At 35.3% G+C, this 14,450-nt stretch carries 11 protein-coding genes and 1 pseudogene; 9 read left to right on the plus strand and 3 right to left on the minus strand.

Annotated elements, in window-relative coordinates:
* The 3 genes and pseudogenes from RTW14_RS18265 to RTW14_RS18275 form a co-directional block, all read left to right on the plus strand.
* Positions 1 to 211 (plus strand): annotated as a pseudogene (locus tag RTW14_RS18265) (succinyl-CoA--3-ketoacid-CoA transferase); the annotation flags it as partial.
* 157 nt (positions 212 to 368) lie between these two features.
* On the plus strand, positions 369 to 842 hold the full coding sequence (locus RTW14_RS18270) for a chemotaxis protein CheW (protein WP_312654182.1): 474 nt from the start codon (positions 369 to 371) through the stop codon (positions 840 to 842).
* A 31-nt stretch (positions 843 to 873) separates the two neighbouring features.
* Positions 874 to 1,746, plus strand: coding sequence for a PhzF family phenazine biosynthesis protein (locus tag RTW14_RS18275; RefSeq protein WP_312654184.1), 873 nt, complete (start codon positions 874 to 876; stop codon positions 1,744 to 1,746).
* A 76-nt stretch (positions 1,747 to 1,822) separates the two neighbouring features.
* Here the strand turns inward: RTW14_RS18275 and RTW14_RS18280 are convergent, their stop codons facing one another.
* Entirely contained in the window at positions 1,823 to 3,064 is a 1,242-nt protein-coding gene (locus tag RTW14_RS18280) for an alanyl-tRNA editing protein (protein WP_312654186.1), read from the minus strand.
* 154 nt (positions 3,065 to 3,218) lie between these two features.
* On the opposite strand from RTW14_RS18280, the gene RTW14_RS18285 reads away from it, so the two are divergent.
* The 6 genes from RTW14_RS18285 to RTW14_RS18310 all read left to right on the plus strand — a co-directional run bounded on the left by RTW14_RS18285 (position 3,219) and on the right by RTW14_RS18310 (position 11,457).
* Complete coding sequence (locus tag RTW14_RS18285; RefSeq protein ID WP_312654189.1) at positions 3,219 to 3,983, plus strand: N-acetylmuramoyl-L-alanine amidase; 765 nt, start codon at positions 3,219 to 3,221, stop codon at positions 3,981 to 3,983.
* A 286-nt stretch (positions 3,984 to 4,269) separates the two neighbouring features.
* Positions 4,270 to 5,802 carry an AraC family transcriptional regulator gene (locus tag RTW14_RS18290; RefSeq protein WP_312654191.1) on the plus strand — a complete coding sequence of 511 codons (1,533 nt, stop codon included), beginning with the start codon at positions 4,270 to 4,272 and terminating at the stop codon, positions 5,800 to 5,802.
* Positions 5,803 to 6,083: 281 nt separating this feature from the next.
* Entirely contained in the window at positions 6,084 to 7,487 is a 1,404-nt protein-coding gene (nhaC, locus tag RTW14_RS18295) for a Na+/H+ antiporter NhaC (RefSeq protein ID WP_312654193.1), read from the plus strand.
* A 1-nt stretch (position 7,488) separates the two neighbouring features.
* Positions 7,489 to 8,682 (plus strand): M20 family metallopeptidase, encoded by a 1,194-nt coding sequence (locus RTW14_RS18300; RefSeq protein WP_312654195.1) that lies wholly within the window; start codon positions 7,489 to 7,491, stop codon positions 8,680 to 8,682.
* A 58-nt stretch (positions 8,683 to 8,740) separates the two neighbouring features.
* Positions 8,741 to 10,276, plus strand: coding sequence for an amidohydrolase (locus RTW14_RS18305; RefSeq protein ID WP_312654197.1), 1,536 nt, complete (start codon positions 8,741 to 8,743; stop codon positions 10,274 to 10,276).
* A gap of 11 nt (positions 10,277 to 10,287) precedes the next feature.
* The gene (locus RTW14_RS18310) at positions 10,288 to 11,457 is read left to right on the plus strand and encodes an AfsR/SARP family transcriptional regulator (protein WP_312654199.1); all 1,170 of its coding nucleotides are present in this window, start codon (positions 10,288 to 10,290) and stop codon (positions 11,455 to 11,457) included.
* A 172-nt stretch (positions 11,458 to 11,629) separates the two neighbouring features.
* On the opposite strand, the gene RTW14_RS18315 is transcribed toward RTW14_RS18310, so the two are convergent.
* The gene (locus RTW14_RS18315; RefSeq protein ID WP_312654201.1) at positions 11,630 to 13,075 is read right to left on the minus strand and encodes a Na+/H+ antiporter NhaC family protein; all 1,446 of its coding nucleotides are present in this window, start codon (positions 13,073 to 13,075) and stop codon (positions 11,630 to 11,632) included.
* Positions 13,076 to 13,277: 202 nt separating this feature from the next.
* A complete protein-coding gene (locus RTW14_RS18320) occupies positions 13,278 to 14,405 on the minus strand; it encodes an aldo/keto reductase (RefSeq protein WP_312654203.1) in 1,128 nt (375 codons plus the stop codon).
* Between the last annotated feature and the right edge of the window lie 45 nt (positions 14,406 to 14,450).

Below are 14,450 nucleotides of genomic sequence, written 5' to 3' on the forward strand. Positions count from 1 at the left end.
TGCACATAAAATTCTAAAGGAATGCACACTTCCTTATACAGCATTAAAAGTAGTAGATATGATTATTACTGAAATGGGCGTAATGGAAATTACAGATAAGGGTGTTGTGCTTACAGAATTACACGCAGACTATACTTTAGATGACATTAAGGCTGCAACAGGTTGTGAATTAATCATCAGCCCAGACTTAAAGCCTATGGAAGAAGAATAATAACTTATACGTAAATCTTCTCTGCCAATATGAAGAATTACTCAAGCCGATTAGATTGCTATCTAATCGGCTTTTTTGTTTAACTTCTGGTGAAATATGTTGTATAATATAAGATGTATAGCTAAATATATTGATTAAAAGGATTAAGGAGGTTCTTATGACTAAGAGCGGAAATGCTGATAACAATGAAATTTTGTTAAGTACAGATACTGATGAAATGGAAATTCTAGTTTTTACAATAAAAAATCAGGTCTTTGGTGTAAATGTATTGCAAGTAAGGGAAATTTTGATGCCATCTCCAGTTGATAAGATTCCTCATGGACATCCATCAGTAGAGGGTGTATATATGCCTAGAGATACACTTATTACAGTTGTAAATTTAGCAGATTATCTTGGTATTTACTTGGACTCAGAAGAAAGAAGTCTATTTATCGTAGCAGATGTAAATAAATTAAATGCTGCGTTTAGGGTGAATAATGTATTGGGAATTGAACGAATTTCTATCAATAATATTGAAAAATCAGAAGCTTCTTATGGCAGGGCAGGCGTAATGACTGGGATTATTCGCGTTAATGGGAAGCTTATTTCACTAATTGACTTTGCAAAAATAGTAGAAGATATTGCACCATAAAAAATGAATTGTGTTTAGAAGGAGAATAAATATGAAATTTCAAATCGTCGATGCTTTTTCTGATGAAATTTTTGGAGGTAATCCGGCAGGCGTTGTTTTATTAGATGATGGTCAGGAGTTTCCTTCAGACGCAATAATGCTTAAAACAGCAGCAGAGTTGCGTTATTCTGAAACAGCGTTTATTAAGAAAATAGATCAAGGGAAATTTAATATTAGATACTTTACACCTGCGGCAGAGGTAGACTTGTGTGGGCATGCTACAATAGGCTCATTTGGTGCCATGATGGAGTGGGGTATCGTAGAAAATGGCGGGAATTACATACTTGAAAGCTTAGCAGGGCGGCTGAAGGTAGAAATTGCGGACGGCTTCATTTTTATGGAGATGGGAGAACCTGTGAATATGGGGTCTATTGAGGATGAAAAGAAAAAGACAGAGTTAGCTGCTGTGATGGGAATTAAAGCAGAGGACATTATTATGCCCCCAGGCCTAGTGTCTACAGGGCTTCCAGATATCATGATGGGGGTTAGCTCAAAGCAGGTACTAAATGACATAAAACCAGATTTCCCAGCTTTATCTAAGTTATCTGAAGAATATCAAGTTACAGGCGTACATGCATTTGCCTTAACAGAAGAGGGCGGTAGTGCAACAGCAAATTGTAGAAATTTTGCACCTTTGTATGATATAGACGAAGAGGCAGCAACAGGAACTTCAAATGGAGCATTAACTTTTTATTTATATGAAAAAGGCATAATAAAGCCTGAAGAAAGAAATATGTTTGTTCAGGGAGAAGCTATGAACAGACCTTCTAAGATAATGAGCAGACTTACGATGGAAGATGGGAAAACCAAGATTTACGTTGGGGGAGTATATAAAAAATTAGCCGATGGAGAAATATACATTTAAAAAAAGTCTGGAATGCCACAATTGACATTCCAGACTTTTTTAGTTGTAGATTTTTATGGTATTGACCTATTTTAATTTATCGCAAGTGTTTATCTAACAAATCTAAAAATGTATCAATTGATTCTACTTTTGGGAATATAGCTCTTGCACTGGTGTTATTGCCACCGCCTTTGCCTTGATAAATGGAGGCGTTCTCTTTAACAAGTTTACCACAATCAATCTTACCATCTGAGAATAAAAGCATAGTTTTTTCTGGTCTGGATACTATTATTAAAAGTTGTGAAAGTTGCGAGATTAGAGGCCTGCCTATATTTAACAGATCATCAATTTTCATATCATCGTATTCTTTAATCAAAATATTCTTTTTTTGTGAAGAAGAGCCTAAAGACTTTAAATCAACGGATAGAGTGGCAATCCTATCCTTTATGACAGATTGCTTTAAAGTGTGAAGCTCGGCTCTTACAGCCTTTGTTTTTTCTTCTTGAGCTGTCATTTTATCTAACAAATCATCTGGAGTTGCAGAATACTTTTTGTTAAGCTTTGTCATAATTTCATGGTAGGTATTAAATATTTCCATAGCTCGTCTACCAGCTTCACAATAAACGCGGAACATTCCTTTGTAACTTTCAACTTTTAAAATCTTTAGAAAGCCTACTTGTCCAGCAGTAGATGGATGTGTGCCGCAACATGCCACACAATCGGCGGGGTTATTAATATCTCCAACGCAAACTATGGAAATATCTTTATCAATAGCTAGAGCCTTTCTGAGAGGCAAATGAGCAGCTTCTTCGCGAGTTTGAAAGTGACGGATTGTTATAGGCGCATTGGACCAGATTACCTGGTTTGCATATTCTTCAGCCTTTTTTACCATTTCCCAAGTTAAAGTTTTAATCTCAGGATTTTCTTCTAAACTGATATCTATAGTCATATAGGTTTCACCCATATGAAATCCTCTATTTATACCGCCATACTCTCTATAAAATATTCCAGAAAGAATATGCTCTCCACAATGTCTCTGCATGTTTAAAAAACGGTATTGCCAGTCTATTTCACAACAAACTTCATCATCAATATTCAATACAATATTGCTGTTATTACATTGCACTTCATGAAATATTATACCTTCTTTTTCATATACATTCACAACCTCAAGATTGTTAATTTTTCCTTTGTCACAACTTTGTCCACCACCAGTAGGAAAGAATATGGTTTGATTTAAAACTAAAGTAAAACAGTTTTTAGATTGAGTTACATCAACTAATTTAGCATTACAACTTTTTAAATATTGATCTTTTTGATAAAGTTTATCTGTATTCATAAAATTTCTCCTTATAATATAAAATTATTATAGCACAAATTAGTCATTCTGTTATATAATAATTTTAAAGATGTACTAGTTTGCTCTTGAATATTAGGCTAGGAATAGGACAATGGGCTTTCTGCATATATATAGGCAGGGAGGCGGGGAGAAGATGAGAGTGAACGGTAAAGTAAAAAAACTAAAGATTATAGCTTGTTTAGCAACTATTTGTTTTATAATTGCAGCTGTGCCAATGTATAATGATGTAGTTAGAAGCGTTGAAAGGATAACGTCTGCTGATGTAATCGTTATAGATCCGGGGCATGGAGGATTAGATGGCGGAGCAGAAAGTGCAGGTGGTGTTTCTGAAAAAAACATAAATTTAGCTATTGCTAAAGAACTTGAACAACTGGCTAAAGTTGATGGCTGGAATGTTGTCATGACCAGAAATGAGGATATAAGCCTTGGTGACGAAGCAAAAGGAACCATAAGGAGCAAGAAAACCAAAGACCTGTTAGAAAGAAAAAGAATTATTTCGGAAGTAGAACCAAATGTTACAGTGAGCATTCATTTAAACAGTTTTAAAGAAGACAGAAGTGTACAGGGAGCACAAGTTTTCTATCCTGCTGGATCAGAGAAGGAATCTGTTATAGCAGAAAGTAAACGTCTGGCGGAGATTGTGCAGGAGTGTTTAACTAGCGGGATTGCAGATGGAACAGAACGCACAGCACTTAGTAAGTCGGGAGTAATGATTTTAAAAAATCCTAAAACTCCTATAATCATCGTGGAATGTGGTTTCTTATCAAATAATGAAGATGCAAAACTGCTGGAGAGCAAAGAATATCAGAAAAAGCTAGCGGAGTGTATTTACCAGGGAATTATGACTTTTAGTAATAAAGACGTTAGAAAAGATATAAAAGTTCTCGATAGCATATAAAGCAGAACAGTTTAAAATAATGCAACATAGTCTGTGGATAAGTATGGGCGGAAAAGATTGAAATAGTAGTAAAAGGTTGAAAAATACACATATAATACATGACTAAGTATCCACAGGTATCAGTTGATAAAATTGTATACAATTTTTAAAACGGGTGTGGAAAACTGCGTTAGCCCCTCAAATAATCAAATTTAAGGGCTGTTGAAAAATGTTTCGAACATGCAAGAAAAAGTTTACATAATATATATAAATCTGGATACAAAGGAGAGAAATATTGGAGGTGCACATGTTAAAAGAAAGAAGTTTTTTTAGAGAGGAATTGCCAATAAATGTAATAACTGCACATATTGAGGAATATCCTATACATTTCCATGATGATTTGGAGGTGGTGTATGTCTTAGAAGGATCTGTTGGATTAAAAAATGGATATTATAATTACATATTAAAGCAAGGAGATATATTCATTTTAAATGATCGAGAAATCCATAGCTTTACTAAGACAGACGAAGACAATATGGTCATGATGTTGCAAATGGACTTGTCATATTTCTCTAATTATTATGGCAATCTAAAGAATAATTTTTTTGTTACTGATATGCATGATGATGATGAAAGTTTAGATGTATTGAGGAACATATTAGGTCGTATCATGATGGAAGTGTTAGAAAAAGGGTATGGATACGAACATAAAGTTATAGAAAGCACCCATAATCTTTTAGCATGTTTATTGTCTGATTTCCAGTACTTTGCTATGGATGATGGTAAGTATATTAATGAAACGAAAAATAAATCAAATAAGGTGCTTGCTGGGCGTCTTAGGAGAATTACAGATTATATGTATGAAAACTACACCAGAAAGCTTACATTAAATGAAATAGCCGACCGTGAGCACTTAAGTATCTATTATTTGTCACATGTTATAAAAGAGGCTACAGGCTTAAGCTTTCAGGACTTGCTGAGTTTTATAAGAGTTGAGGAATCAGAAAAACTTTTGCTTGGGACAAACAAGAAAGTTGGTGCGATTTCTGAGGAAATGGGTTTCTCTGCAGTGAGATACTACATAAAGCATTTTAAGACATGGTTTGAAATGCACCCACAGGAATATAGAAAGAAATATACGGACAGGCCAAACAACAGGGAAACTATGGCTAAATATATTAGGTGTTCGCCTCAAGAAATTGAGGATGCAATAAGGAAACAGGTCAAAGGTGTTTATAGTGAATATATAAAAGGAAAGAAACCTGATCCTGTTATTGTAGAGTTAGACATCCAGTCAGCGTTGGAAGAAAGAACTACAGAACAATTATTCATTGGAAATTTGCTAGAGAGAGACAATATGAAACCTATAGCAAGACCATATAATCTAATGAAGAGCTTAAAAGAAACTGCCCTTAAATCTGGCTCAAATTATATAATTACTACTAGTAGTCAAAATCCAAAGGAGATAAACAGCATCAGTATCTTAGTTTATAATATTAATGACTTTATAAAGAAAGATTTACAGAGTGCAGAAAACCGTGAAAAAATTTATGAAATTTCTTCTCAGTATGATGAGGAGGGTGAATTCCTAATAAAGTGTCAGGGCTTAGCCGGAGATTTTAATGTGAGCAGATATAAAATATCTAAAAAAAATATAGTAACTGCTTATCAGGAAGGACTAAGAGCCCCAGGTGTCGCAAGCAAGAGGGAAACCTTAATAAGCAGCTGGTCCACATTGCCGGATGTAGAGTTTAGTTCAATAACTACTTCCGAAGCTTTAAGTATCCGATCGACTATGAAAGGAATCAGCGCTGAGATTATTTTAATAGATAGACAATAGAATAAATGGAAATGAAAGGCTGCAGCCGGATAAATGAGTAACTGTATTGATGCATTTATCCGGCTGCAGCTATTTTGTGAAGTTTAAAGACCAATAGAAGTTTTTTAAGGTTTAAATAGTGTTTAAGATAGTAATAAAAATTTTTAAAAATATCTAAATTTTAAAACAGAAATACACAGCTTATGTAACGGCTTATGAGTATAGTTGAGATATGGAATCCAGTTATCATAGTTTATAAACCTAAAGAGCTCTTTATACTTATTAAAAGGAGGAAGTTTAAAATGAAAAATAAGCCATCATTTGGGGTAGCGATTTTAATTATACTTTTCTTATTCGCTGTTATTGTAGCCCAAATACTTGTTGTAGGCAGTCCTGACATCCATATGACCTTAGTATTCTCTATTGCTTTTGCAGTTGTACTGCTATTAGTAACGGGTACAAAGTGGTCAGCTATTGAAGAAGGTATTATGCATGGATGTAAAATTGCAACTGTACCAATGTTGATTTTAATGTTTATCGGAATGTTGATTCCGACCTTGATTGCTGCCGGAACAATTCCTGCATTAATTTATTATGGATTACAAATTATTAACCCATCTATTTTCTTGCTTACAGCAGCACTTGTCTGTAGTGTATCTTCACTATGTACAGGAAGCAGCTGGACTACAGGCGGAACATTTGGCGTAGCCTTTATGGGAATTAGTATTGGATTAGGAATTCCACCTGCATTAACAGCAGGAGCGGTTGTATCTGGTGCTGTAATTGGAGACAAATTGTCACCACTTTCTGATTCCACAAATCTGGCAGCAGGTGTCTGTGAAACAAATCTGTTTGCGCATATTAAAAGCATGATGTATACAACTATTCCGGCATTTATTATTTCACTGATTATCTATACTGTGATAGGGATGAAGTACAGTGCATCGTCCATTGATACAACTTCAGTAGATGCAATTCTAAAGGGAATAGATGCTAATTTCAATATTTCTTTAGGATATGCATTACTAAGCTTAATTCCGCTTGCAATCATAATATTTATGGCGGTTAAAAAAGTTAGTGCATTAGCAGCTATGGTTATTGCAGCTCTTGCAGCAATGATTGTTGCAATGGTAGCACAGGGATACAGCATCATAGACATGATGTCTTACATGAATTATGGATTTAAAATAGATACTGGTGTTGAAGCTGTCAACAAACTTCTGAACAGAGGTGGAATTCAGGCTATGATGTGGACTGTTTCACTAGGTTATTTAGGTCTTTCCTATGGTGGAATACTGGAAATAACAGGAACATTGGAGACTATTATTGACAAGATGTCTGCTTTAACGAATAAAGCTAGAAATCTTATTATTACACATATCATTTCTTCTGCTATTATTAACTACATTTCAGCCAGCCAGTACGTTGCAATTATTATTCCAGGAAGAATGTACTTACCAGCATATAAGAAATTGGGTATCAGACTGGATGTAGCGTCCAGAACTTGTGAGGATTCAGGCACTGTCACATCGCCATTAGTACCATGGGGACTGTGTGGAGTATTTTTCACTGGGGCATTAGGGGTTGCCACTATGAGCTATCTTCCATATGCTTTCTTATGTTACTTAACACCATTAGTAGCAATTATCTATGCCATTTTAGGGAAGTTTATATGGAAACAAGAGGGAGTAGAGAGCGAAAATTAATATGAACAGAATAAATAAGAATGAAACAATAAAGCTACTAACAGATTTAGTAGAAATTGAAAGTCCTTACTTTAAAGAAGATAAAATTATGGAATATACACAGAAATGGCTCTTACAAAATGATTTATACTGTGTATTACATAAATATCACGAGAAAAAGGTTACTGGTTTTCAAGGTAAGAATTTAGTGGTAAGGTTAGAAGGTAATTCAGAAGGCCCCACTATTTGCTTAAATGGACATCTCGATACAGTTCAGTTATGTAATGGGTGGACTGCGAATCCAAAGGGAGAATTAAAAGGCGACCGTTTATACGGTGTAGGGGCACTAGATATGAAATCGGGGTGTGCCGCAACCATGATGGCACTAAAAGCGTTTAATTCAGATTATAAGAATAAGTTTAGGGGTAAAATTATTTCTACCTATGTTTCGGTAGAAGAAGGCCCCTATGGCATGGGGACAAATGCATTAATTGAAGAAGGGTATCTTAAAGACGTTGATTTTTCGATTATAACAGAACCAAGTGCAGGTTTTACAGGAAAGCCATTCCCTGACTTGTGTTTAGGGGCGCGTGGTGGCTATGGACTTGAGATTGAATTCTTTGGTGCTTCTGCTCATGCAGCAACCCCTGAGAAGGGAATTAGTGCAGCAACATCAGCAGCTGCAGTTATGTGTGAATTAGAAAACGTGGAATATATTGTAGATGAACATTTAGGAAAGGGATCTGCATGTGTAGTAGCAATGGAAAGTGATGGTGGTGCTTGTAGTGTACCAGATTATGCAAAGGTTAAGTTGTTCTGGCATATCGTTGTTGGGGAAAATGAGCAAACCATTATTGAACAAATAGAAAAGGCTATTAAACGTGCTAATATAAAATGTGACTATAAAATAAACTTTAGAGAAGCACCTTCTGAAGGGGCAAAAGGTTTTATGCCTTTTACTGTTGATGAGAAGGAACCAATGACAACTCTTTTCATAGAAACTATCGAGGATGTGTGTGAAAAATCGCCAACGCTTTCTTATTTTCAAAGTATAGGTGATTTTAACTATTTAGGTTCTAGACTAGGGGCACCAGCATTAATATTTGGAGCATTTGGCGAAAACTTTCATGGAAGTGACGAATATGTAGAGTTAGACTCTGTGGTAAAGACAGCAGATGTAATATACGAATTCTTGAAGAGAGTATTGGTGGATTGATGAATAGTATGATATTATACTAACATATAATCACATAAATATTGCGAGGTAAATTAATATGGTAGCTGATATTTTAATTAAGAATGGTAAGTGTATGACCATGGAGGATAAACAAGTTAAAATCCTTGATTGGGTTGCTATAGAAGCAGATAGAATTGTAGCATGTGGAGATGGAACAGATTATGAGCAAATCATAGACGAAGATACTTTAATCATTGATGCAAAGTCGTGTACTGTTTTGCCAGGGTTTATAGATAGTCATTTTCATGTTGTGCAGACTGCTTTAAATTCAGTTAGTCTTGATTTAAGTAACGCTACCACCCATGATGAAGTTGGTGAATTGGTGAAACAGGCGGCAATGTTATCGCCAGGCAAACAGATTCGTGGTATAAGGCTGAAGGGCCAACAACTAAAAGAAAATACAATGCCCACAAGAGCATTGTTAGATAAATACTGCAATGATGTTCCAGTATGGATAAATTCATATGAGTACCAGGTTAGTGTGTTAAATACATATGCTATGCTTTATTTTAAAATCCCTTTTACAACTACAGGCATTGAACTTGATGAACATCAAATGCCAACAGGAGTTTTTTATAAACAGGCAAACTCAGTGCTTAGAGAAAATATATTAAAGAATATTCCTGATTCTGCTCGATTAGAGGCAGTCGGCGGTATTATGGAAGGCCTAATGGCAAACGGCATTACTACTGTAAATGCCATGGAGGGCGGAGCTTTATATAGTGATAAAGATGCAGAATTTATATATGAACATGCGAAAGAATTTCCTGTAGACATGGCCCTATTTTACCAAACCATGAATTTGGAAAAAATCAGAAGTATGAACCTAAACCGAGTAGGGGGTTGTTTATACATTGATGGAACTTTAGGCGCAAGAAATGCAGCGCTGTCATTTGAATATGCAGACTGCCCAGAAACTATGGGCAGTTTGTGCCTTCAGCAACAAGAGCTAGATGATTTTGTGCTGAAGTGTTATCAAAATAATTTTCAATTAGCTCTTTATACCATAGGAGATAGGGCAATTGAAGCGGCATTAATTGCACATGAACGTGCACTGTATCAAACTGGGAAAAAAGGGTTAAGACATAGGCTTGAACATGTTGAACTGGTGAATGATGATCAGATAAAAAGAGCTAATAAAATGGGAATTATATTTTCAATGCAGCCAACCTATGAGTATTATTGGGGGGGACCTAATAAAATGTATGCGCAAAGAATAGGTGAAAAATATAAGACGACCAACCCATTTAAGAAAATTGTGGAAAGTGGTATTTGTGTTTGCGGAGGATCCGATAGTGATGTTACAGAGGCTATACCGCTATTAGGAATTTATTCAGCCGTTAATCATCCAGTTGAGAAGCATAGAGTCAGTTTATATGAGGCAATTAGAATGTTTACATGCAATGGGGCTTTTGCATTGTTTGAAGAAGATAAAAAAGGGACCTTGACTGTAGGAAAATTAGCTGACATAGTTGTTTTGGATTGTGATATTTTTAGTATCAGGAGTGAAGATATTAAAAATGTTAGAGTTGTCGCGACGATAAAGTCGGGCGAAATAATGCACTCAGTTTAAATGGTGATAAAATGCTTACTATAAGTTTTTTAGGAAAGACGAAAATAAAATATAAGGGAGTACCCATAGGTGAGACTCTAGGGAATAAGGCGATAGCACTAATTTGCCTGTTGATTTTGAATAAAAACCGCTATCTAAGCAGGGAAAAAGTTGTTGCATATTTATGGCCTGATAGTAGTGAGGATGCTGCAAAATACAATCTTAGATTTAATTTGTGGCAGATAAAGAAGAATATCAAGCCTGATTCAAAAGGAGAGTTATTTCTACATGTAGATAAGGACTGCTGTGGCGTTAATGAAAAATACCTCTTAGATTGTGATATTCTTAACATTATAAACTTTAAATTGGATTATAATTATTCCATTCATGAACTTTTACAATTAAGAGAACTATTTTGCGGAGATTTTTTGGAGGGCTGCTATTTTAATAGTTGTGATGAGTTTAATGAACTAATATTATTTCAAAGAATCAATATAGAGAATAAGAAAGTTCATATTTTAAAAAAACTAGTAGAGTACTATGAGGATTCACAGAACTATGATGCAGCAATAGAAATAATAAATGAGATCCATGAAATTGAGCCTTATGATGAAGAAATGGCATTAAAGGTAATGCGTTTAAATATTGCTAAAGGAAATCGGGTTGGTGCCATTAATTACTATTCCAATTTTAGTAATAGATTGACAGGAAATTTGGGTATATCTCCAGGGGAAACTTTGAAAGAACTTTATGATGAAATCAGAAACCATAAAGTTGAGAGAACTATAGTGGAAAAAAATATTGAGCCCTTTGAAATTGTATTAGATACTTTTTGCATGGAGGGCATCGATTATTTTTGGATGTCGGATGTGATATCTCAGATTCTTAAGAAAGTGAAGCCATCCATACTATATAACTTTGAGAACAAATATATAATAGATTTAAGTCACATTCAAAGGGACATTTTAAGCTGCATAGAAGATGAAAAAAGTTTGCTGAATATGGAAAGCCTCTTGTATAAAGAGGTCCCTGATGTGTGTGTTATTAATGCATTTATAAAATTATTAAAAATAGTTTCAGAAAAATATAAGATTCAAATTAATATAAGTAACATGAGTGACATGGATAATATTTCCCAAAAGGTATTTGTTTACTTAAAAAGGGAAGAGATGTCTGGGATGTTATTTAATATAGTGGGATAACTTCCATATAATAAAAAATCAGCTAAGATAAGAAGAGTGCATCAATAGGTGCACTCTTCTTATTTGGTTGTAGTGTTCCTTAATCAACAAAAAAGTCTCTGGAATTACCAGAGACTTTTTTATGTTATTTAACGTTAAATTTATGCGATTTATAAATAAAAGTTATAAATGTTTATTTTTTTAGTCTAACATCTGGTTCTGATGGAAGCTTGAACAGTGGAATGAATCGATCAAGACCAGTAAAGGTTAGCACAATAATTGAACCTACAGCAGTCATTGCCATAAAGTTGTATTTGATAATATCAATAGCAACGAATTGGTGTAATGGATATACAGCAGTAGCAATACCAACATAGAAACCAATGTATACATGCCATGGAATTAGCTGTGAACCAAATACGCCAAGAGCATCACCGAATGTAGCATTTCTTAGCTTTAATGTGTACATTGATTTTTCGTCACCTTCAACATTCTTTTCTACTAAATCTTTGATGATAGGTCCAACTGTTACAATCTGAGCCATTTCATCAGCAAGAGCGGCATTACCAAATAATGAAAGAATAGCATTGCAAGTCATTAAATGTCTTACTTTTCTTGAAATCATAAGTACAAAAGCAGATAAAGGTGCAAAGGCATCAATTCGACCCATGATACCACCAAATGCAGCAACCCACATCATCATAACAATTACCCATTGTCCAGCTTCAGCAAAACCGTCCTGCATTAATTGAACGTATGCAGCAAATGAAGTAACTGTTCCAGCTATTGAACCTAAGATGTAAGCTGAAACGATACCAGCGCCTAGGCAGATAAAAGTGGACATACCCATAATAGCTAGTACAATTACCAGAATTAGAGGAATAATCATATAGACAGGAACTCCTGCTTCAATTTGATGTAATAGGTCAACAGCTGCAGGTTTTTGTACAGCAAGGACATCAAATACATTTGGCGGGATAGCAGCGATAGCATCAGCACCATTTGTTGTTACGCCAGGAAGTCCTAATCCACAAAGAAAGACAATAATACCAGTAGTTAATAGGCAAAGTACTGACCAAACACCCTGATGTCTGATTCTGTCAATAACTTCAACGCCCTGAATACCTGAACTTACAACTGTAGTATCTGAAATAAGACCGATGTTGTCACCAAAGCAAGCGCCACCAGCGATAGCAGCAGTAGTTAGTAATAAGTTACCGTCTACTAGGTGATTTAACCATAAGAAAATTGGTGCGCAAGCAGCGAACGTTCCCCATGAAGTTCCTGTTGCAACGGATAAAACCGCTGTTACTGCTAAGCCTACAACTGCTACAGTCTTACCTGTAACACCAAGACCTAGAGCAAGGTTTACGATAGAAGCACCAACACCTGTTGACATAAATGCACTTGCCATTGCGTAAGCGAACATAAGAATAAATAGTGCGATAAGAATTTTGCTTACACTTTCCATAGCAGCATCCAGGCAATCATTGAACTTTAACTTTTCTGTCAGCATTGCAACAGCAATTGCAGTGAAAGCAGCAGCTGGCGCAGCAGTTAGTGCATTTACACCACTGATCATCAAAGCTGCCATTACAAAGATTGGGACGAACTTAAAAGCCGCCTTTAAGTTTTTCATAATAACTCCTCCTAAAAAAAATAAAAAATCGCATTGTCACGAATATACCGCAACGCTTTTATTTTATTCATTATTCAGACATATGTCAACATATTTTGACACAAAAATATCAGTATTTACAGACTATTCTACACCAATTGGTTTTGAACACAAAAATAGGGTCCTGAACAGGACCCTTACAACAATTGAGTAAATATTAAAATTATTCGAAAATTTCGGAAGCCTTGCCCATAATGGTTGAAACTGGAAGGGATTGAGGACAATGGTTCTGGCAGGCATTACAAGAAATGCATGCAGAGGGACGCCTTTTAGGAGGAATCCAAGTCTTAAAATCAGCTTTAATTTTATCATTACCATTATATAGGAACCATTCGTTATAAAAGTTTATAACTGCAGGAATTTCAATCTTTTTAGGACATGGCATGCAATATCTGCATCCAGTACAGGAATATTTTATAAGTTTGTTATACTCTGTCGAAACTTTGTTAATAATTTGATGATCTTTTTCTGTCAGACTATGGGGTAACGCATCAGATAATATTTCAATATTTTCTTCCAGTTGATTCATTGTACTCATTCCACTTAGAATTGTAAGAACCTCTGGAAAATCAGCTACCCATCTTAAGGCCCATTCTGCAGGCGTCCTTTTTATATCCGCCTCAGCCCAATATTTTTCAACCGATTCAGGTAGAATGTCGGTTAGTTTCCCACCCTTCAGGGGTTCCATAATGATAAGCTGCAACCCTTTTGAGGCGGCATAATCCAATCCTTTTATGCCAGCCTGAAAATCTTTGTCCATATAATTCAATTGAATCTGGCAAAACTCCCATGGATATGCATCTACGATTTCCTTGAAGAAATCAAAATCATCATGAAATGAAAAACCAATATGCTTGATTTTCCCTTCTTCACGCTTCTTTTCTAAAAAGGCTAAAACATTATATTCTTTAACTTTCTTCCATATATCTTTGTCAATATTGTGAACAAGATACATATCGATAACTTGATCCTCAAGGCGGTGTAGCTGTTCATTAAAAATCTTTTCGATATCAGCTTCTTCTTTTGCGAACCATGCAGGCATTTTATCTGCTAGAAGCACTTTCTTCCTATAGCCGTCTTTTAATGCTTTACCTGTTACGACTTCACTTTGGCCATCATGATACATGTAGGCGGTATCTACATAGTTTACACCATTGTCGATAGCTGTTCGTATCATTTTTATAGCTTCCGTTTCATCGATATTACCATTTTTCAGGCGTGGCAGACGCATAGTTCCAAAGCCTAAAAGTGATACCGGTTCATTGGTTCTGTTAAAAGTTCTGTATTGCATATGGAAATCCTCCTATTATTAACATTTAATATAGATTATTTTATC

It is taken from the genome of Aminipila sp. (assembly GCF_032051575.1).
Taxonomy (GTDB): Bacteria; Bacillota; Clostridia; order Peptostreptococcales; family Anaerovoracaceae; genus Aminipila.

Coding starts and splice junctions, on each gene's coding strand:
- RTW14_RS18270 (WP_312654182.1), top strand. CDS start 369: ATGACTAAGAGCGGAAATGCTGATAACAATGAAATTTTGTTAAGTACA.
- RTW14_RS18275 (WP_312654184.1), top strand. CDS start 874: ATGAAATTTCAAATCGTCGATGCTTTTTCTGATGAAATTTTTGGAGGT.
- RTW14_RS18280 (WP_312654186.1), bottom strand. CDS start 3,064: ATGAATACAGATAAACTTTATCAAAAAGATCAATATTTAAAAAGTTGT.
- RTW14_RS18285 (WP_312654189.1), top strand. CDS start 3,219: ATGAGAGTGAACGGTAAAGTAAAAAAACTAAAGATTATAGCTTGTTTA.
- RTW14_RS18290 (WP_312654191.1), top strand. CDS start 4,270: ATGTTAAAAGAAAGAAGTTTTTTTAGAGAGGAATTGCCAATAAATGTA.
- nhaC (WP_312654193.1), top strand. CDS start 6,084: ATGAAAAATAAGCCATCATTTGGGGTAGCGATTTTAATTATACTTTTC.
- RTW14_RS18300 (WP_312654195.1), top strand. CDS start 7,489: ATGAACAGAATAAATAAGAATGAAACAATAAAGCTACTAACAGATTTA.
- RTW14_RS18305 (WP_312654197.1), top strand. CDS start 8,741: ATGGTAGCTGATATTTTAATTAAGAATGGTAAGTGTATGACCATGGAG.
- RTW14_RS18310 (WP_312654199.1), top strand. CDS start 10,288: ATGCTTACTATAAGTTTTTTAGGAAAGACGAAAATAAAATATAAGGGA.
- RTW14_RS18315 (WP_312654201.1), bottom strand. CDS start 13,075: ATGAAAAACTTAAAGGCGGCTTTTAAGTTCGTCCCAATCTTTGTAATG.
- RTW14_RS18320 (WP_312654203.1), bottom strand. CDS start 14,405: ATGCAATACAGAACTTTTAACAGAACCAATGAACCGGTATCACTTTTA.